This is a genomic window from uncultured Candidatus Kuenenia sp., from assembly GCF_900696675.1.
In the GTDB taxonomy this organism is placed as follows: domain Bacteria; phylum Planctomycetota; class Brocadiia; order Brocadiales; family Brocadiaceae; genus Kuenenia; species Kuenenia stuttgartiensis_A.
Genome location: NZ_CAADGZ010000006.1, coordinates 1 through 19,326, shown reverse-complemented (window position 1 = coordinate 19,326; position 19,326 = coordinate 1). Strand labels below are relative to the sequence as shown.

Sequence of the window (19,326 nt, the reverse complement as noted above, 5' to 3'; positions counted from 1 at the left end):
ATAATCTTGCTTATGTTTAATGAAAATGTATCTATAGCCTCATTATCTACAGTAACACCGCCGTATGTGATAAAACAGGCAGAAGCGGAAGCTTTTCTCGCAAAACATTATGCCAGTAAATTAGGGCCAAAAAGTCTTGCAAGAATGAAAAAGATTTTCGCTCATCCGGGTGTATTATGCAGACATATTGCAACAGATAACATTGAATGCCTTGTCAATGAACATCCGGATAGTCGTATTACCCGTTTCACAAATTGGGCAATAGAGCTTTCGTCGCAAGCAATTAATGACTCCCTCGCACAGGCTGGTTTAACGAAAGATACCATAACAGGATTGGTAGTAAACACCTGTACCGGATACATTTGCCCGGGAATTTCTACATACCTTATAGAAAAGCTTGGTTTATCTAAACGAATAAGGATTCACGACCTTGTAGGAAGCGGTTGTGGCGGTTCTATCCCCAATCTACAGATTTGTAAAGATATGATACAGTCGAATGGAGATGGAGTGGTCGTAAGTGTTTCGGTAGAAATTTGCAGCGCAACATTTCAAATGGCAGACGATTTGAGTTTAATCGTCTCAAATGCGATCTTTGCTGACGGGGCAGCGGCAACCGTTCTATGGAAACGTCCTGGAATATTTACCTTGGTTGCTTCTGCCAGCAGGTGTGACACTCATCATCGCGAAGATATACGATACATATACAAAAATGGGCAATTGCGTAACCAGCTTTCTCAGAAATTACCTGCGATTGCCAGTAAAACTGTTTCTCAGGTTGTAATGGACTTGCTAACACCCTGGAAACTAAAACCTGAGGATATTGAACACTGGGCCTTCCATCCGGGAGGGGAAAAAGTAATCAATGCTATCAGGAACGAGCTGGGACTTTCCGAATCACAACTACAACCAACCCGTGACGTTTTGGCGAGGTATGGAAACATGTCTTCCCCGACAGTATTGTTTGTGTTGCAAGAAATTATAAGGAAAAGCATTGCTCCCGGCGATTGGTGTGTAATGGTAGCGTTCGGCGCCGGGCTGAGCGCTCATGGATTTCTTCTTAGACATTAAAAATCGTCGCAACAGTGGGGTCAAACCTCCATATTTCAATTATCGTAACACTTTAGTCTTTTGAAAAATTCCAATAATAGCAATGTTTGGCGCATAGTGTAGGGACGACGGATGATGAACATCCTTCGTCTTTCGTGCTTCGTCCCTGCTCTTACGTTTTTCAAAAAAACTAAAGTGTTATCCAACTTCTCATTATCCCGCGATATGGGAGCATTCCCGATTTTTTGTAAAAATGCCATTAGCGGGGAGAGGGAAAGGAATAGTAACACAAGCTTCCTGTTTGAGGGTAAAATGCCACAAGCAGGATGTTTGTGTTACAATGTACAATTAGTTAACCAAAAATCGGGAATGCGCCTGTTGTTCAAACTATGTCCCCCGCTGGCGGGGGTGCAGGGGGTGGACTGGATTTCTCCATCGATTCAACTACCCCTTTATTATGAAAACAAATTTGACCCTCTTTCCCACGCTCCGCAGACTGGTCAAATGGACAATTTTATCCTGTTTAGTGACATGCATTCCCGCAGAACGTAGGAATGAGAAGAAAAATTTATGGCTATTCATGTTATAAACCTCCCAGATTTCCTCCGCAGACAATTCCACCCCCTTAATCCCCCGCCAGCGGGGGACAGGCTTGCCACATCCCTTGCTGCGTTGTTTTGCCCCAATCACGCAAACGGTTACAAAAAATCGGAAATGCTCCTATTATAAACCCGGATACGAAAGTGGAAATATTTTTCTCTAATTCCCAAATTTGTTTAAAAAGAATTCGAAAAATATTTCACATGGCATATACACATTAGCTAAGGTCTTTTTGCAAAGCCCATTTGTTCAAAATCTTTATCAAATGAATGTCTTTTTTGTTTTCTAAGGCAACCCACGCACTGGTATCAATAAAGATTTTCATTTCTTTATTCCGTACAAACAGAAATAGTGTCTTTCAGAAGCATCGTTACATTTGCCTTCAGCAGCGTTTTTACCAAGTTCTTCCCATACTGACCACGCTTCATTACTGTCTTTTTCCATAATACATTCCAGTGTTTCGAAGATTTTTTTAAATTCTTCCTCTGGCATAGCATCCTCTCTCTCCTTTTAAAAACGTTGCGTTACGAATCTCCTCATAAATTTTATGGTAACTCTTTGTTTGATTCGATTTCAGAAACTATATCATCCACCGTCATTCCTTTAAATATTTTATCTTTCATTTCAGTATAGTTTCCTCTTCCAGCGCTAAACTGGTTTATAAACCGTATCGTTTTGCTAACGCCAAGTTCTTTAAAAAGAACTTCAAACGCTTCTTTATTTATTTCATTATTTGTTATCGTAATCATTTTCATACTCCTCTATAAATTCTATAGGAGAAACAATTTTTGTATCTAGCTTTTTGATCTTGCTTGCACTTTTGCGAAACCTATCGTCGCATGTGCAAAGATAATCTATTTTTTCTACATCAGCAATCGCAAGGTGTAGCGCATCGATCGCCTTTATATTTCGCATTTCAAATTATTTGGCTCGCTTAACAATTTTATCAGACAAAGTAATTCTTTCTGAATGTAACGATATTACTTTTAATCCAGAAGATATTCGTTCCGGATCAGGTGTTTTCTTTAACTCAAATTCTACCACTGATGAGGTAATCGGATCAATCCTTCCATCCTAAATCAGTGCTATAATACTTAAAATCGCTTCTGTCTCAATTCTAATACGAATTTGAGATTTATCATCAAATGGTCTTTGAATGCTACAACTATCAAAATAAATTCTCATTTTATTTAATTAGAAAACATTTGAGTTCTTCAGTATCTTCTTGATACGTAGAAACATGGAATGACGGGCAAAACCGGCACTGAAAAGGGTACAACATTATTATGAACCCGATTGCGAAACTGTGAATATTTTTTGTGATTTCCATATTTGTTTAAAAGTAGTTTGGAAAATATTCCCCACGTCATATATACGTTAGCAAAGGGCTTTTTGCAAAGCCCATTTGTTCAAAATCTTTATCAAGTGAATGTCTTTTCTGTTTTCTAAGGCAACCCACGCGCTGGTATCAATAAAGATTTTCATTTCTTTATTCCGTATAAATAGAAATCGTGTCTTTCTGAAGCATCATTCCATTTACCTTCCGCTGCGTCTTTACCAAGTTCTTCCCATACGGACCACGTTTCATTACTGTCTTTTTCTATAAGACGTTCCAGGATTTCAAAGACTTTTTTAAGCTCGTCCTCTGGCATAGCATCAATCATATCTTTAACAATCTTCCTTATTAAATGTAGAGCAAAACACTGGTGTAGTGGCTACAGGTTAAGATTTGTGTTCCCTGTTTCTCTCCGTTTCCTCTGAGAGTGTCACACACCATCTCAACCATACCCTATTTCCAGCATCTTCTCATCAAACCTTACGTGAGGTTTTTCCCTCATACGGCTTTCCTGCTCCCTTCTCAGCAAGGCATTATACACCTATCGATATGAGGGAATAATAGGGATGGCAACCATTTATTTTTTCTTTGGCGGTCTTCCCTTTGATAATGCCATTAATCTCTTTTTTTATAAAAGACTTGCCACCGCAAGGTCTGCCGGTTTTTGTATTCTGACGTATGCCGTTTATTACTGCATTATCATCGCTTTCCATCTGATATGACAGTACCGAGGGTCAGATCTTGAATCTTGACACTCCAATGTTCATAGCTGACATATTTACTTTACACAAGCCATGCATGTCTAAGTGCCTCAGCAACATTGGAAAACAGGGACAACGATATTTACTAAAACTGACAAGCCAGCAACCTTTATCTTTTAATTTATCACATTCTTTAAAGTATTTAAATCTTTCCTGATTTCTTCTTCAAGCTCCTCCGAAGGATAATTATAGGTTATACTCCTTATAATAAGAGACGCAAAGAAAAATTTTCTAAAAATACTACCTTTGCGCCTGGTGAACCATTACCTACCTTGCTGCCTCTGCGATCGTTCAACTGAGTGTTCGTCTGATCTCACACCGAAGACTCGCGACGAAGTCTCCGCTTTCTCTGCGGTAAACAGAACTGTCACACAATATTTTATTCGTTGTTTCAGATACGGGAATGTTATATAATCCGCGTTTATCAGTATTTATCCGTGCCCTACTGGATTAATATTACATGAAAATAGCCATTAATACGACATCTGCCGTTGCCGGCGGAGGTGTCACCTACATAAAAAATCTCTTAACGTATTTGTCAAAAATAAACACTCACCATCAATTTCTTATACTCACAACACTCAAAGGAAAAGATGTATTTTATTTTCAACACCCCGATTTTACATTTTTATCGTTTAGAATGGCCTCAGGAAATCCTCTACTACGCATCTTGTGGGAACAATTAATCTTGCCTTTTATCCTGAAAAAAGAAGGCGTTGATGTTCTTTTTTCTCCAGGGAATATATGCCCTCTTTTCAGTAAACCCCCGAACGTTATCATGGTACAGAACATCGAGCCATTTAACGACGATCTCTCAAGTGGAAGGGGTTTAACTCAAAGAATAAGGTTGAAACTATTAAAATTATTAACAATGCTATCAATCAAAAAGGCCCAGCGAGTTATTTTCCCTTCTATGAAAGCACGTACTCTTACAGAAAAGCCTGGCACTTTAATGCATCATGCCGAAGTTATCCATCATGGCATTGATAAAAGAATATTTCATCCCGGTATCGAAGACAATATATCCCTTCAATTTAAAAAAAAATATGGTTTAGATAAATTCATCCTTTATGTATCCCATATCCAAAGGTATAAAAATTTCTTTGAGCTTATAAAGGCGTTTGTGCTACTGAAGGACAAAATAGACGGTGATATTCAGCTCGTTTTTGCAGGAAGATGCTTTGATGAGGAATATTACGAAGAGATGCAGGATTTTATTAGAAAGCATAGATATGAGGGCCGCATCATTTTTTTGGGCAGTATCCCCTATGAAGAACTGCCTTATCTCTATTCTAGCTGTATGATATTTGTTTATCCTTCAATATGCGAATCATTTGGAATGACCTTAGTAGAGGCAATGGCTTGCGGCGCTCCAATACTTGCTTCTAAGGTAGAACCGATGGTGGAAATTTGTGCAGATGCGGCTAACTATTTTGATCCGATGGATCCTAACGCAATAGCTGATGTAATTTTCAAGACATTAATGGATAAAAATTTAATCTCCACATTGAAAATAAATTCATTAACAAGGGCAAAAGATTTTTCATGGGAGAATACAGCAAAGAATACTTTGAAAGTTTTTGAAAGTATTCTTTAACATTTATTAATAAACCAATACCACATTTAGTGGTTTTCCTTCAGATACTTTTTTATCGATATACCCGCTTTCGCCACAAATAACTTCTCAGTGTTGATATTGCTTTCTCTCCGAATATTTTCAAAGTGGACTGCCTGGCTAAATACCGTGTGAAATTGTTTGCATAAATACAGGTTTCGCTAATAACCGATGAAAGTTTATGAGACCGTCGAATCGTCCAGTCATCGAAGTTAAAGGTCGATCCACCCTTACCGCCTGCTCGCATAAGGGTAAGAACGTCTTCAAGTATGACCCATGGAATATTAACCTTGAGACACCGTAGTACAAAATCATAATCAGCACCTATGCGATAGTGCGTATTAAAAAGCCCGACGCTATTATATACACTCCGCCGTACAAAGGTAGCAGGGTGTTGAACAGTCATTCCTTTGTGTAAATGGAGCAAACTCGATTTCAAAACTACTTTAGCCCCGTTTTGAGAGTCTTCCCACACTTCAATAGACCCGGAGACCACACCAACGTTCGGATTACGCGAAAATACCGCCACGACCCGCTCCAGGGCACCCGGCAACCATGTATCGTCGCTGTTAAGAATGGCAATGATTTCGCCGGTTGCACGATTGATGCCTTTATTCATGGCGTCATATATACCTTTATCTGTCTCTGATTCCCATCCTAATATGGCAGATGGATAATGTGCAACGATGGTTTTGGTGCTATCTATAGATCCACCATCTTGAACAATAATTTGAAGATCTGGCCAGTTCTGGCTGATTATACTCTCAAGGGTATCTTGTATCGTTTTTGCACTGTTAAAGGTTGGGATAATGACGCTAATTTTCACAATCTCTCTCTAATTCCATTGTCTTTTTTTGTATAAAAATATGCCGTCTTCTTTTTTAATCAATTCCCAGCTATCTGTGTGCTTTTCTACCAAATCATAAAACTGTTGAGGATTCTTTCGTGCCGCTATCGGATCGATCCCTATAGTACCAAATTTAATGGGATGTTTTTTATCAATTAATACATAATCAGCCCCTTCAAAAATAGGGAATACCATTAAGGTTTTTTTCATATAAAGATAAGGTAAGAAAAAATGCTCCGCAGAAACAGATGCATTATCCGGAATTAAAGGTAAAAATGAAAAGGCCTTTTTATGATGTTCGGTAGGAATATATTGGGAATAGTGGAAATTATGAGTTTTATAAGGCGCTAATTTATACCCATGGTTCCAAAACTGGATAGATAACGGAGATGGTCCAAAGAAAATATTTGATGATACACAGGCAATAAAGATACAACTCACCAGGGAGTAAGTCAACGAATTATTGTCAAGTTTATCCGGCAAAATCTTCTTATGCTTCAGGAAAGGAATCCATCTGTCGCCTATATTTTTTACCCCGTTAATTGCGGACAGAAACAAAAAGGGGATACTGGGAGAGAGATAGTAGAGAATATATGAGTAATGAGAAATTGAGACGCTCAAAAAATTGAGCAGGAGATTTGCTGCAGAAATTAAAAGAATCGATGGTGAAAAGAAAGAGGCAAAACTGAGCGGCAAAACATACATTAAAAAATTGGCTATTTTTATTTTATCGAACAAATTTGAAATAATCGTAAATGGATGAGAAATAATATAGAGTAATATTTGAGAAGGGGTATTCCCCATATATGAAAAATTCCCAAATGCCAGGTGATGATGCATGCTGTTTGAGTTGCCGGCAAAGTATGGCATGATGATTTTGAATACTACAAGGAAATATACCATTGAAATGGCAGAGGTGCTTATGCCGATTCTTTTTTCTTTCATAACAAAAAGGATATAAAATCCAAATAAGAACGTAGTTAAAGCCACCTCCTCACGCACTAAAATAGATAAAATAAAAAAAATGTAATAGGCAATATATTTCTTTTTATACACAAAATAGAAACTAAATAATAATAATGGAATAGAAATCCTCAAAAACTCAAAATCATAGAGATTGATGTATTGAATGGTAGGAAAGAATAGAATAGATGCCGCAAACAGATAGCCTATTTTTTTATTATTGAAGATATCTCTTGAAAAAAGATATATGGGAATGACAGATGAAGCAAGAATGAGGGTCTGTAATACGATTATATATACAGGATAGTTTTTGAAGATATGAAGTGGAAGTACAAGAATGTATATTAAAGGTACAAAATGTAATGCCAGATAGTTCCGTGTGTCACCGAATCCAAACGATGTTTGGTGTAAAGTAGAAATAATGCCTCGTCCGTCAACAATATTAGAAAATAATTCTAGCCAGATGGCAAAGTCACCGTAATATTTGAATGTGTGGAGCTTTAAGAGTTGGAACGTTAAGATACCGGCAAAATAAAAGATTAATGAACAGATAAAAACAAGCCTTGCCTGGTTGAGGAGAAAGGCATTTTTCAGAAAAACAAAGAAAAATGCCGCCACGATGGCGAGCGTTGACAATATCCCCATCGTGTATATCAGGAAAAAAGAGGAGGTATGCTGTTCTATCATGGCAAACGGGGTAGTTTATCTATTCGCAAAGTACTGAAACATAGTTAGGCACGCTTTCTCAGCTCGATGTGTTTGAGGGTATTCAAGATTACATTGAGGTTCCCTTCTATAAACAAATTCAGGTCCACATAAGCATTACCAAAACATCCTTTACATTTGGGTATCTTCAGGCTTTCAAATGCGTTTCTAAATCCAATTTTTCTCCCATCTGCACCACAGTCAGAGCCAATAAGATAGTGGCATGGATATACCATCCCATTAGGCCCTACTGCGCAGAAGTTGAATCCGGCCTTGCACTGAAGATGGTTTGAGTCCGGCCAATTTTCAAGAATATATCGAAAATAACTTGTTGAATTAACTATCGGTGCCCCCTTTTTCTTGTGAGTAATCAGGTTGTGAATCGCAGTTTTAAAAGGCCACTCGTGCGCACTCAAATCATCAATAGTGCCTTGTCCCGCTGTCAATGTATAATTGAAAACAGGCATAAACATAATCTTTACGTGGTTTTGTAAAGCAAAATTAACCAGATAGGAAAGTTGATCAACATTGGCCTTTGTTATAACGGTATTAATCCACACGGGCAGGTCCACTTCTCGCGCAGCGTGAATTGCACTCAGTACATGTTCAAAAGACCCATTCATCCCTCTAATGGAATCATGAAGCTGGGGTGGGCCATCTAAACTAAGTAAAAGCAAGTCCAGGTGTTCGAGGTCTCCTATCTTTTTAGGAATTAACGCCCCGTTGGAAAACAGCGTAGTCGTAATGCCTTTCTCGTGGGTATAAGAAATTATATTACCAATATCCTCACGCAACAACGGTTCTCCACCGGTGAATCCCATACGTTTAATTCCTAAGGCGGAAAACTCATCTATCATTCGGAATACGTCACGGGTATCCATTTCATCTGACTTAATATTGTAGGAATTACAATAATTACACCGGGAATTACACCTATTGGTAACGACAAAGCTTGTAGATAGGAGGAATTTCCTCTTAAAATATTTCGATAAGAAAATCTTTCCGAAAGTTTTTAATTCCCTATATGCTGTTAGTAGCATGATGTTTATGATGAGAAACATGTGCCATTTTATACAGGTATTTAATAATAAAAACCACGGTATTATAAAAACCAATTAATCTCACATGATTGACAATGAAAGACAATCTAAGATAGAATCTCCTCTTCGCACGTGATATTTCATTCATTACGATTGCCTCATCAAATTCATTTGTTTTGAGGACGTAGTGAGAATACTCCATCTTTTGCCATTCATTTCCCTTTACCAGGTAATTATTTTTAACACACTTTTCATAGAATTGTGTACCAGGATAAGGAACTGCGGGATAAAAATTAGCATAATCAAGGGGCAGTTTAAGGATCATTTCCAGTGTTTTGTTAATATCGTTCATTGTTTCATCCGGATGGCCGAGGATGAAAAACCCAAAAGAAACAATCCCCACCTTTTTAAGTAATTTTAGCGAATCTGCAATCTTTTCCACACTTAATTTCTTATTTATACTATCTAATGTTTTTTCATTCAAAGATTCTATCCCTATGGAAAGCATCCAGCACCCCGATGCTTTCATTTTTTCTACGAGAGCGAAATCCGACAATGTATCTGCACGACTATTAGAAAACCATTTGATATCCAGTTTTTTCCTGACAACCTCATCACAAAAATCACTCATAAACTTCTTATGAAGAGTGACGGTATCTCCCCACAAATAGAAGGTATTTATCTTAAATTTCTTCTGTAACGTTTCTATTTCATCCACCACCATGGAAGCTCTTTTCTGTCTGAATACCGTTCCGTGAAACAGGGGGGCTACACAAAAATCACAGGAGAACGGGCAACCTCGACTTGTTTCAACAAGGAGGTATCTTTCCCCCGTAAAAGGCAAAGTATACTTTTCTAATGGGAGCAAGTCCCATGCAGGCAGGGGAAGATCGTCTAACCCGTTTTGTAAAAGGTGTATTTTGTTAACAACAATCTTTCCTGTAGAATTCCTGTAAACGATATTATTAACCTTTTCAAGTTCCTGAAGATTTCCATTCTTTATGATATCAAGAATAACACACTCTGGCTCACCAATAATACCAATATCGATTTCAGGTAATGCCTCCAACGTCCCCTCTGGCAACCCTGTGATATGCGCACCAAACGCTATGAGTTTTGAGCCATAGCGTTTTTTAATTGAGGAAAGGGCTCGTGTGTCATCAACTATGGTGGGTGTTGTCGTACCGTAAATGATTACCTCCGGAGTGAATTGATTTTCAGATAACCAGTGACATATTTCTTTGGAATCAAGATCCAATATATTTGCATCGAGCAGTTTAAAGTCTACTGCATTCTTTCTGAGTATTGACCCCAAAAGAGCCAGGGAAATTGGTGGCTTTACCGTCCCCAACACGCCCTCTTTTTCCTGGCAACGGCCTTCCCGCGTCCATGCATATCCCTGTATTCTGGGGGGGTTAATAAGGAGGGCTTTATAGTTGGACATTTCTCTTCTTTTTATACTTGTAAAGCCTTTTTAATTGTTTACCGTATTCTATAATTTGTTTCATACCCATTTTACTTTTTCCACTTATCCTGTCACAAAAGGTATAGGGTACTTCCATAACTGTCTGATAATTCCCCTTGACGAGAATCTCTAAACAGATTTTAAAACCCAGAGGGTCAAGCTGAACCCCATCAATAACCTCTCGTTTAAAAAAGAAAAAACCCGATGTAACATCCCTGATACTGGTAAGCAGTGAACCCACGGCACATGCGAGTCTGGACTGCATGTAACGACTAAACGGCCAGTTTAAAATACGCCCACCAGGCACATATCTACTTCCCACCGTAATATCACACATGTTATGTAAAAGCGGGTTCAGCAGGTAAGGTAACGCACTGGGGGCATGGCTCAAATCAGCATCCATTACACCAAGAATGTGGCTATTTGTGTGGTTGAAACCATAAACACAGGCAGAAGCCAGTCCCCTTTTTTCACGCCTGTTGAGTAAAGTGACATTAGGGTGCGTCTTACTAAAATCGTTTATTAACTCTGCGGTCCCGTCTGGAGACCCATCATCAACAACAATGATTCCTGCATCAAAATTATTCTTTGTAATCTGATTAGTTACCTTTTCCAGAAAACTTATAATGGTCTCTCTTTCATTATAGGTAGGGACGACAATGGATATTCTATGGTTGCTGTTTGATTTTGTCATAATTTAGTTATCTTTTTATTCTGAACCCTTTTCTCTCTAGTATCACCAAAATCCCAGCGAGTGTCGAGAGATCAAACCTTTTTAAAAATTTGTTAAAGGCTTCAAAGATATCTTCTAAAATAGGCGGATGGATATTAATGCGAATGATTCCGTGATACTCTTTTGGTGGATACAGAAGGATATTCCCAAAGTGTTTATCAAAAGTTATTAAGGCAAAAACTTCTTTCTTCGCTAAGTTAATCAATGCATCGTCAGATATGCCGTTTAAATTTTCTTCCCTAACATCTTTTACCTTGTAGCCTTTGTTTCTTAGAAATTCTACAACTTTTGGTGGGATATTTTCATCGGCAAGAAACATTCCTTACAAAACTCCCTCGTAAGGTATGTATTCTTCATCTTTTATCAAGGTCACAGCGTAATGTATCGCCGATTGGACATCTTTCTTTGTTAAAGATGGGTAGTAATCCCTGATAATTTTATCAGGCGTAAGACCCGCTTCGATTAACTCCAGGATGAGATAAACCATTATTCTCGTTCCTTTAATACATGGCTGTCCATGGCATATATTAGGGTCTATTGTAATTCTATCCTTCATATATGATAGCCTTTCTTTTGGCAGGTATTCTTAATTTATATAATTGTAAATCACGTATCAATTTTTTGCTCCATTACACTCTCTAATGTTTTATCTGTGTTTACCAGTGTTGGTCTGTGCCCTATACGCGTGAAATATGCATAATACCCATATGCAGAAAAAATGCATATCAAAGGAATTATGGGATATCGATATATGAGGGCATCATCAACACCTACCAAAGAGTGTAATATCGTATAATACAAAATAACCGTAATAAGAAGAGTAGGGGCAGGTTTCAAACCTGCCCCTACATCGAACCACCATTTTGATTTATAAAAACCGTAAAAAGCCATTGGAAAGACAAAGATGTAAATAATAGTGTCCAAAACTTTTTTTATCAATGAAGGCTTTTTTGTGATAGGACTCCAAAAAGCAATACATCTTTTGAGGCATAATTTTGCGTAAGTTAAAGGGCGGTCTTTTACAAAGGCAATACTTGCCGCCTTTTCATCACCCGGCAACAGGATCTCCACTTTTTCATCAGGAAATTTCAATTCGTATAAATCAAAAAATGGCAAGTCTGGCGACATAACATTACAACCATAAAAGGTAGCCCATGCATCGCTAGAGGTAACGGAGTACGTTTTGAAAATTTTATGGTTCCTGTAAGACCAAGGCGCCAGTGTAACGCAAAATGTTAATAAAAAAACAGTAGTGCCCAAAAAGAGTCTTTTTTTGTCTTTTTTAAAGAGTAGTATTGCAAAATAAAACACAATGAATATCGGCAGATACAACACTACCGCTCTGCATAAGCAAGATATACCTAAAGCAATCCCTGAAAAAATGATATATTTTAGATCAAGATTTTTTTGGACAGCCTTCATCAAGAAAATAATGGTAAGAAGTAGTAAAAATATAAACAAGGTTTCGGCTCGAATATACGCGGTCCACCATATTAAAGGATGATAAATTGCCAGGAGAAAGCAAGCCAACAATCCCATCTTCGAGGAAAAAGCGGTCCTCGCGATAAAGTATGCAAGATAACAAGTCGCGACTCCAAGAATTATCTGAGGTATGGCGTATACTAAGATACTCGTGCCGAATAAACGGTACAAGATGCTTAAAAATACCGAATAAACAGGGGGATAGTAATTTTGATAATACGTATTGGGAATACCGGTTGGTTTGAAGAATACGGGCAATTCCTGGTATATCTCCGTAGTTGTTATGCTATACCCTTTACCTTCCACAAGATTTTTTGCAGTATTATAGTATATCTGAGAATCGTCACCGAGAGGATATGCAGACATTCCATTTTCACTAATGGTAATATCGTTTTTATACATAAAAACAGCAAGCGAAGAAAAACGCAGGAAAACGGCTATAAATAATATAAAAAACAATATACTTTTCTCAGATAATATTTTTTTCAACATAAAATCAAAACCTAACAATGTAATGATAAATGTTTCCTAAATGCCTTAGAAGAAGGCGAAATTTGAATACAAATGGTTGTTTCACGCTGAACACCAATCTATACGCCTGATAACCGTAATAGATCTCCCAGAAAATTCTCAACATCCCTGGGGACAAACTCATTAAGAAATAAAATACTTTCTTCTTGCGATAGAGCAAGTTGGGATGTTTCACCATTGCAGGAAAAAGGAACGTTAGGTTGGCAATTCTCTTTTTATCTTCTTTGGAGAAATTGAGAATAGAACGAAGATAATTTGCGGGGAGGTCATCTGGGTGTCCGGCATTTAGGAACCCGTTTTTTAATGCGTAATCTGTCAATGACAGTCCAGGATATGGGACAAAAGTCCAAGCCATTGCCAACTGCGGACGGCTTTCAATATTCAACTCCAGCGTTTCCAGGATGTTATCAAACGATTCGCCCGGCGTGCCAATAACATTACCTATTCTACTGGGTATTTTATATTTGGCGAGCAATCTCCCCGTATTCAAAATATCATCCGTGCTCATGTTCCTCTTGAGTATTTTGTTTCTGGTGTGATCATTCCCTGATTCGATACTCCAGGTTACAAGGACACACTGAGACTCTTTTAGCAAACTTACTATTTCTTCATCAATAAGGTTAGCACGAATTTGACAGGTGTACTCAATGCCCACTTCTTTGGGAAAGGAACCGCAGAATTCCCTGAGCCATTTTTTGTTGAGAATAAAAGTATCGTCATAAAAGACCGCTCTCCGTAAGGGATAAGAGGCTTTTACGCGGTTTATCTCCTCAATAATATAATCAACCTTCTTTTGCCGAACTATAGGCCCACAGCTCTTGAATCGTTCATTGAAGACGTGGTTGTGGCAATAAGTGCACCGATAAGGGCACCCTCGACCACTGAGAAACTGTTTAGCCGCCATGTTTCGCAAAACCTTATCCTCATCATAAACTACCCCTCGATCTTCAAAAGGTAGCTCATTTAAGTCGGCAAAAGGGTAAAACTCCGTAGGGTATTTATCTCCCATGGTAATAATGTTCTTGTGGGGAACAAATCCATTTGTCAGAAACGCCGGAAGGGCATATTCTGCTTCTCCCACACATAAGAAATCAATAGAACTCTTTGCCAGCAGCTCTGAATCATAGGTTGCCCCCGCTCCACCAATTATCGACTTGATCTGATAGGGAAGTGTTTCCTTGAGTATTTTGTCAAATCGGACATAAATAGAAATGTCCTTGCTGAAGGCGGAATACAATACTATATGCGGACAGGTCTTCTCCAGATAGCGAATGGCTTTTCTAAAATTATTGATGTTTATATAGTCCAGGCCAATTGCATGCTTCTTCAGTTGCGCTGCCAGAGGATAAACCGATAGCTTGTCGAAGAAGTTTTGTGAGAAATTGACGAATGTGGCTTTCATCCCGCCGCCTTTCCGCCCAATTGCTGGTTCTTTATAAATTCCGCATGCTGTTCATGCCGTAAAGCGGTAACTGAATTCGGCATGATGGATTTATCTTTCCGGTCAAATACGTAGACAGCAGCCATTGTGTAGAGATAATCGGTTATGACTTTATAAAACGAACGGAGCGTAAGTGCTTTAGATACTCCGATTGTTCTCTCGTTGACCGCGCAGGAAACTTCCGCATACAGATAGCCACTATTCAGGCACTTGATCAATAGCTCTGTTTGATAAAAAAAACCAGTGCTTTTTAATACAACATTCTCCAGGACACATTTTCTAAATATCACAGGACCATTCATGTAGTTTAACAATATGCCAAATGACACATTAATAATTCCCTTATAAAATTTTGATATCATTCTTCGGCTCCATGTTCGCACATTCATATTGTAAAAAAATGGTATCACAATATCGACATGATCCATTACCGGTAAATAACGCAAGGTTTCGTAAGCGTCGTTTTGAAAATCTCCAGGGATATACGTAACCATCTCCCCCTGTGATTTTCGAACACCCTCCCAATATGAAGCTCCTATACCTTTGGGCTTGTCATGGCGGATCATTTTAACAAACGGATATTTTTCCATTAAACCATTTACCATGAGTTCCGTTTTATCCGTACTGCCATCATTCACCACAATCACTTCTACGGAACACCCAACCTTCCGACAAGAGTCGATAACATTTTCCACCGCATCAACAATATTACCTTCTTCGTTTAAAGCAGGCATTATGGCGCTTAGTTTATATTTCATAGATCACTTTTTAGATTAAAAAATTCTATTTAAACAAACATTCTAATATATACTCAAGGGGTGCACAAAATGTGATTCCAGAAATGCTATAACTATTTATGTCAACAAAAGTTAAATCTAATTTTAGAAATCCCTATTTGTGAACTCTTACAGTATACCACCTTGCCTGAAAGGCTTTGAAGTGACCCTACAGGTACACACTCCTAATTTGCAAGATTTGCGTGAGGTCTTTCGTGAAGAAGACAACAACCGACACAGCTTGGAAAAAGGCCCGCAACGCTGAGTTTTCTCCTGAATTCCCGATATCTTGAAGAATTCCAAATAGATTTCAAGCTCGATTCCCTGATATTTCCAACTTTATATACTATACATGGGTAGGCGTCCCCCACCGGAGAAATCATTAAGCATGACCATGGCATCAGGCATGGTTTATAACGGTGTATGAGTTCCCTTGTGTTGTCGAAATGGGTTTCCATGCCTTGTGCATGCGACGTCATAGGATATAATCTAATCTTTAATCTCTTGCCTTGACTCATCTCCATGATCTTGGATATTTTACGAACCATTTCTTTTGGGTCAACGTAAGGTTCTACCGGTGAAGAGGCATAAAGCATATCGTCCTTCAGATTACCCATAAACTCCGACCGATATTGCATTGGCGATCCTTTCAAGAGAGATAGTGTTAGAAAATCTGCATCCAGATCAACGGCACATTGGTATACATCTTCCAGCATATCAAGATTTTCTTGTATAATTACGGTCTTAATGTCAAGCTTGGGGTATTTTGCTTTTTTGCTTTTTTTATATCCTTGAAGTAATTTTACGTTGTGTATTATTTTATCGTATGCCCCGCTCAACCCTCTTACATGATCATGAGATTTGCCAATTCCATCTATTGATACCCCCAATAGCACCAATTTATTATCAACAAAGGTTTTCGCATGTTCTTCTGTCATCATCACACCATTGGTGATGATATTACACCAATGTTTTTTCAGGGCATGTTTAATTATTTCCAGATTATCCTTCTTGATGAAAGGCTCACCTCCTGTAAAGGTAATGAGCGTATACCGAGGAATCTGCGAGATAAAGTTAATAAACTCATCTGCCGACAACTCGTTGGTTTCTTTTTTCCCCCTTAGTTCTTGTTGAAAACAAAATATGCACTTCATATTACATCGATACGTCAGCTCCAATCCTATTTTCAATAGCGGCAAGGCAAAACCATTTCCCAACTTATAGGGAAGCGCCGCGTGTAACTTTAGCAAGATTTCATATAGTTTATCAATACGCAACACGGGTTTCTCCGGAAATTCTTCTACGATTTCCTAATATCTTCATAGAAATCAAGAAGTCTGTCAATATTGGCTTCCATAGAAAGTTTTTTCCGTGCAGCCATGACATTATTTCTTAATTTTTCGTAATCATACGTAGGGATTATTTTAGAAAGGTTATACATATCCTTTTGACTCACAACGATACCAATTTCATGCTCTCTTACCAACTTTGACCCGTACTCAAACTCTTCACTGATTAAAATGGGAAGCCCTGCCTCAAGATAGAAAAAGAATTTTCCAGGCAACCGAATTTTATTAGATTTATTCAAAGAAGATCCCTGATCAAACAAATGCAGCATTCCAAAATCATATCGCGAAAATTCGTTGACCGCTTCATGGGGAAGAAAACCTTTCATGAATCGGAAAAGGTCATTTTCTTTGGAAAGAACTATATAGTCTGCGAAGAGTTGTTCAAACTTTATTGCACTCATGTGTGGAGAAGTGTAAATATCCAGATATATCCCTTGTCTTGTGATTTCCTTTATTAATTCTACAAATTGAAAACTATCATTTACGTTTTTAGGAATATTAGCTGTATATACGTATCCACCATACACTAAATGGATTTTACCTTCTTTTTGTGAATATTTAGCATTGTTCCCGTTGGTGAGAAATTCGTTACAAACGTAAGTATGGAACTCTAAAATCGGGGCTTTTATGTTGTATTGTTTTTTTAATATCTCTGCTGCTTCATTAGAATAGCCTAAAATAATGCCATCTGCATTTTCGCATGCGTATTGTTCTGCAAAAAATCCAAGCTCCGTATCTTTCTTTCCCCAGGCGCTGATACTATCTTCCCTATTAATGGTAAGACTCGGTACATCATAAAATTCAAAAACAATTTTTGAACTGCTTAACAGTTTGGCTAACATACACAAAAAATCCGAGCCCAGCATTGATCCCTGTACATGTATTAGATAAGGTTTTACCTCTTTAAGAATGTGTGCCAGCTCATAGTAAGTATCATAAATATGTACAACATCAAAATGCTTTTCCATGAGCTTGAGCAACCACGGACTTTCCATAAGAAGAATCGTTTCGTAGTCTCCACTTTTTCGAATATAGATACTCTGGCGGAGCAGATTGAATGAAGGAGTAATTGTGATGTAAAGTATTTTCTTTTTATCTGAAGGGGAATTTATTCTATCAATAACCTTCTTTGAAAACAGGTTATTGAAAATGGCACTTAATCCCCCCACCTTGTATTTTCTTAGTAACTGCTTAACTCTCTTTTTTAATCGTGTTAGGCGATCAAATTCGAGTTTGTCATTAATAAGAATGTCATAAACATCCTTATTGAGTTCTTTGATAGTTGAAAATCTTTCCTTACTTTTATCAGACATTATTTAGCCACAAATAAACACAAATTTACACAAATAAAGACGATAAACTTCTACTTTTTTAACGGCAAAAATATTATCTGATTCTTTATTTCTGTGAGAACATCAATTCCTCTTAGCCTTAATCCAATTGTAATCGCCCTTGGGACGTGTTCGTCCATATACAGAGCAATCACGTAACTAATCCTTTTGTTCTCAATCTGGTTAGTAAAGGTGGAGTCCCAGCGTCTCTTTCCAGCTTAATACTAAGTTCCAAACGGTTCTCTATATCTTTTTCAAATTCGGCTTGGTGATCAGCAAAATAAGCTAGTGCGGAATATATTTGACCTAAACTGAGATCGGGATGCTGAAAAAATAACTCTTCTGCACTCCATCCATATGCTAGCTTTTCAACAACAAGTTCAACCACCTTCATTGTGGTACCGGCAATTAAAGGAATGCCTCTTTCACCTATAACGATATGTTCATAAGAAGTCTGCACAGAATTCATAATAATCCCCTATATTATTAGCCACGAATTAAGACAATAAATAACAATTTATAGAACTATTCTTTCGTACTCCAACTTCTCTTTCCCAAAATTCAGGATAATTGCCAACCGCAGTTTTGTTGCTTTTAAATAATTAAGAGTTTGTGCTCTGTGGGCATCAATTATCCCTTCTGAAGATTTAAGCTCCAACATAATTTTATCTTCGACTAAAATATCTGCGTAATAATCGCCTACTACCTCATCTTCAAAGTAGACAGTTATTGGCGCTTGCTGTTTTGCCTGAATACCTTCACGCCTAAACAGTACCATCAAGGCATTCTCGTAAACTTTCTCCAAAAAGCCATACCCCAGTTTATTATGCACCTGCATGGCTAATCCAACAATTTTATAAGATAAATCCTTATACAAAATTTTATCTTCATTCGTGCTCATCCGTACTACTATCCATCAACTTCTTGTTTTTTATGCTCGTTTTTCAAAATGCATACTCGTGCTGAGCTTGTCGAAGCAACCGTAAGGCATTGATTAGTAGAGACGCACGGCTGTGCGTCTCTACAAGTCTGGAGCATTGGGTTTTTTGTCATTTGAAATTGTTTTATATTTCGAATTTGGTTGCGGCCAAAGGCTGCACAAAGTTTATCTGTGTCCAATTAGTGCTTAAAATTTAATCTCCATAAAAATAATTGGTTTCATTGTTATCACCGATCATCTTCGGTCTTTATGGGTAATTTACGGATACGATGTCGTGTCTCTTCTACAACAACAACTGACCCTCTTTTAAGCGAATCACAAGATTCATCCAATACATGTTCAAGACGTTTCATGACATGTGGTG

General features: G+C 37.9%; 21 protein-coding genes. 2 read left to right on the top strand and 19 right to left on the bottom strand.

Features of this window, described 5'->3' with window-relative positions; translation table 11 throughout:
- The first annotated feature begins 12 nt into the window (after positions 1-12).
- Entirely contained in the window at positions 13-1,068 is a 1,056-nt protein-coding gene (locus tag QZT26_RS02030; protein WP_295100256.1) for a type III polyketide synthase, read from the top strand.
- Positions 1,069-1,968: 900 nt separating this feature from the next.
- Here the strand turns inward: QZT26_RS02030 and QZT26_RS02025 are convergent.
- From QZT26_RS02025 to QZT26_RS02005, 5 genes are all read right to left on the bottom strand, one after another.
- Positions 1,969-2,139: a hypothetical protein gene (locus QZT26_RS02025; protein ID WP_295100254.1), complete on the bottom strand. Its 171-nt coding sequence runs from the start codon at positions 2,137-2,139 to the stop codon at positions 1,969-1,971.
- Between the two features lie 53 nt (positions 2,140-2,192).
- Positions 2,193-2,396, bottom strand: a complete 204-nt coding sequence (locus QZT26_RS02020; RefSeq protein WP_295100252.1) for a hypothetical protein — start codon at positions 2,394-2,396, stop codon at positions 2,193-2,195.
- Positions 2,377-2,562 (bottom strand): hypothetical protein, encoded by a 186-nt coding sequence (locus tag QZT26_RS02015; RefSeq protein WP_295100251.1) that lies wholly within the window; start codon positions 2,560-2,562, stop codon positions 2,377-2,379. Before QZT26_RS02015 ends, QZT26_RS02020 begins: the two co-directional genes overlap by 20 nt.
- Positions 2,563-3,128: 566 nt before the next feature.
- Entirely contained in the window at positions 3,129-3,311 is a 183-nt protein-coding gene (locus QZT26_RS02010) for a hypothetical protein (protein ID WP_295100249.1), read from the bottom strand.
- A gap of 205 nt (positions 3,312-3,516) precedes the next feature.
- The gene (locus tag QZT26_RS02005) at positions 3,517-3,696 is read right to left on the bottom strand and encodes a hypothetical protein (protein ID WP_099325496.1); all 180 of its coding nucleotides are present in this window, start codon (positions 3,694-3,696) and stop codon (positions 3,517-3,519) included.
- 508 nt (positions 3,697-4,204) lie between these two features.
- Here QZT26_RS02005 and QZT26_RS02000 point away from each other — a divergent pair.
- Positions 4,205-5,341, top strand: coding sequence for a glycosyltransferase family 1 protein (locus QZT26_RS02000; protein WP_338140404.1), 1,137 nt, complete (start codon positions 4,205-4,207; stop codon positions 5,339-5,341).
- Positions 5,342-5,393: 52 nt separating this feature from the next.
- Here the strand turns inward: QZT26_RS02000 and QZT26_RS01995 are convergent, their stop codons facing one another.
- From QZT26_RS01995 to QZT26_RS01930, 14 genes are all read right to left on the bottom strand, one after another.
- On the bottom strand, positions 5,394-6,185 hold the full coding sequence (locus QZT26_RS01995; RefSeq protein WP_295100246.1) for a glycosyltransferase family 2 protein: 792 nt from the start codon (positions 6,183-6,185) through the stop codon (positions 5,394-5,396).
- A gap of 9 nt (positions 6,186-6,194) precedes the next feature.
- A complete protein-coding gene (locus QZT26_RS01990) occupies positions 6,195-7,856 on the bottom strand; it encodes a DUF2079 domain-containing protein (RefSeq protein ID WP_295100244.1) in 1,662 nt (553 codons plus the stop codon).
- A gap of 44 nt (positions 7,857-7,900) precedes the next feature.
- Complete coding sequence (locus QZT26_RS01985) at positions 7,901-8,914, bottom strand: radical SAM protein (protein WP_295100242.1); 1,014 nt, start codon at positions 8,912-8,914, stop codon at positions 7,901-7,903.
- Positions 8,895-10,358 carry a radical SAM protein gene (locus tag QZT26_RS01980; RefSeq protein WP_295100240.1) on the bottom strand — a complete coding sequence of 488 codons (1,464 nt, stop codon included), beginning with the start codon at positions 10,356-10,358 and terminating at the stop codon, positions 8,895-8,897. The genes QZT26_RS01985 and QZT26_RS01980 overlap by 20 nt, the downstream gene beginning before the upstream one ends.
- A complete protein-coding gene (locus tag QZT26_RS01975) occupies positions 10,345-11,073 on the bottom strand; it encodes a polyprenol monophosphomannose synthase (protein ID WP_295100238.1) in 729 nt (242 codons plus the stop codon). Before QZT26_RS01975 ends, QZT26_RS01980 begins: the two co-directional genes overlap by 14 nt.
- A 7-nt stretch (positions 11,074-11,080) precedes the next feature.
- The gene (locus QZT26_RS01970; protein WP_295100237.1) at positions 11,081-11,431 is read right to left on the bottom strand and encodes a DUF5615 family PIN-like protein; all 351 of its coding nucleotides are present in this window, start codon (positions 11,429-11,431) and stop codon (positions 11,081-11,083) included.
- A gap of 3 nt (positions 11,432-11,434) precedes the next feature.
- Complete coding sequence (locus tag QZT26_RS01965; RefSeq protein ID WP_295100235.1) at positions 11,435-11,668, bottom strand: DUF433 domain-containing protein; 234 nt, start codon at positions 11,666-11,668, stop codon at positions 11,435-11,437.
- A gap of 50 nt (positions 11,669-11,718) precedes the next feature.
- The gene (locus tag QZT26_RS01960; protein WP_295100233.1) at positions 11,719-13,086 is read right to left on the bottom strand and encodes a glycosyltransferase family 39 protein; all 1,368 of its coding nucleotides are present in this window, start codon (positions 13,084-13,086) and stop codon (positions 11,719-11,721) included.
- Between the two features lie 4 nt (positions 13,087-13,090).
- Positions 13,091-14,527 (bottom strand): radical SAM protein, encoded by a 1,437-nt coding sequence (locus QZT26_RS01955; RefSeq protein ID WP_295100231.1) that lies wholly within the window; start codon positions 14,525-14,527, stop codon positions 13,091-13,093.
- Positions 14,524-15,324, bottom strand: coding sequence for a glycosyltransferase family 2 protein (locus QZT26_RS01950; RefSeq protein WP_295100229.1), 801 nt, complete (start codon positions 15,322-15,324; stop codon positions 14,524-14,526). The genes QZT26_RS01955 and QZT26_RS01950 overlap by 4 nt, the downstream gene beginning before the upstream one ends.
- A gap of 203 nt (positions 15,325-15,527) precedes the next feature.
- Entirely contained in the window at positions 15,528-16,622 is a 1,095-nt protein-coding gene (locus QZT26_RS01945; protein ID WP_295100227.1) for a radical SAM protein, read from the bottom strand.
- A 20-nt stretch (positions 16,623-16,642) separates the two neighbouring features.
- A complete protein-coding gene (locus QZT26_RS01940) occupies positions 16,643-18,004 on the bottom strand; it encodes a hypothetical protein (protein WP_295100225.1) in 1,362 nt (453 codons plus the stop codon).
- Between the two features lie 169 nt (positions 18,005-18,173).
- Positions 18,174-18,491, bottom strand: a complete 318-nt coding sequence (locus QZT26_RS01935; RefSeq protein WP_295100223.1) for a DUF433 domain-containing protein — start codon at positions 18,489-18,491, stop codon at positions 18,174-18,176.
- Between the two features lie 48 nt (positions 18,492-18,539).
- Positions 18,540-18,923 carry a GxxExxY protein gene (locus tag QZT26_RS01930; RefSeq protein ID WP_295100222.1) on the bottom strand — a complete coding sequence of 128 codons (384 nt, stop codon included), beginning with the start codon at positions 18,921-18,923 and terminating at the stop codon, positions 18,540-18,542.
- Positions 18,924-19,326 lie beyond the last annotated feature (403 nt).

Coding starts and splice junctions, on each gene's coding strand:
- QZT26_RS01955 (WP_295100231.1), bottom strand. CDS start 14,527: ATGAAAGCCACATTCGTCAATTTCTCACAAAACTTCTTCGACAAGCTA.
- QZT26_RS02020 (WP_295100252.1), bottom strand. CDS start 2,396: ATGATTACGATAACAAATAATGAAATAAATAAAGAAGCGTTTGAAGTT.
- QZT26_RS01965 (WP_295100235.1), bottom strand. CDS start 11,668: ATGAAGGATAGAATTACAATAGACCCTAATATATGCCATGGACAGCCA.
- QZT26_RS01930 (WP_295100222.1), bottom strand. CDS start 18,923: ATGAGCACGAATGAAGATAAAATTTTGTATAAGGATTTATCTTATAAA.
- QZT26_RS02010 (WP_295100249.1), bottom strand. CDS start 3,311: ATGATTGATGCTATGCCAGAGGACGAGCTTAAAAAAGTCTTTGAAATC.
- QZT26_RS01980 (WP_295100240.1), bottom strand. CDS start 10,358: ATGTCCAACTATAAAGCCCTCCTTATTAACCCCCCCAGAATACAGGGA.
- QZT26_RS01990 (WP_295100244.1), bottom strand. CDS start 7,856: ATGATAGAACAGCATACCTCCTCTTTTTTCCTGATATACACGATGGGG.
- QZT26_RS02000 (WP_338140404.1), top strand. CDS start 4,205: ATGAAAATAGCCATTAATACGACATCTGCCGTTGCCGGCGGAGGTGTC.
- QZT26_RS02015 (WP_295100251.1), bottom strand. CDS start 2,562: ATGCGAAATATAAAGGCGATCGATGCGCTACACCTTGCGATTGCTGAT.
- QZT26_RS02025 (WP_295100254.1), bottom strand. CDS start 2,139: ATGCCAGAGGAAGAATTTAAAAAAATCTTCGAAACACTGGAATGTATT.
- QZT26_RS01940 (WP_295100225.1), bottom strand. CDS start 18,004: ATGTCTGATAAAAGTAAGGAAAGATTTTCAACTATCAAAGAACTCAAT.
- QZT26_RS01950 (WP_295100229.1), bottom strand. CDS start 15,324: ATGAAATATAAACTAAGCGCCATAATGCCTGCTTTAAACGAAGAAGGT.
- QZT26_RS01935 (WP_295100223.1), bottom strand. CDS start 18,491: ATGAATTCTGTGCAGACTTCTTATGAACATATCGTTATAGGTGAAAGA.
- QZT26_RS02005 (WP_099325496.1), bottom strand. CDS start 3,696: ATGGAAAGCGATGATAATGCAGTAATAAACGGCATACGTCAGAATACA.
- QZT26_RS01975 (WP_295100238.1), bottom strand. CDS start 11,073: ATGACAAAATCAAACAGCAACCATAGAATATCCATTGTCGTCCCTACC.
- QZT26_RS01985 (WP_295100242.1), bottom strand. CDS start 8,914: ATGCTACTAACAGCATATAGGGAATTAAAAACTTTCGGAAAGATTTTC.
- QZT26_RS01960 (WP_295100233.1), bottom strand. CDS start 13,086: ATGTTGAAAAAAATATTATCTGAGAAAAGTATATTGTTTTTTATATTA.
- QZT26_RS02030 (WP_295100256.1), top strand. CDS start 13: ATGTTTAATGAAAATGTATCTATAGCCTCATTATCTACAGTAACACCG.
- QZT26_RS01970 (WP_295100237.1), bottom strand. CDS start 11,431: ATGTTTCTTGCCGATGAAAATATCCCACCAAAAGTTGTAGAATTTCTA.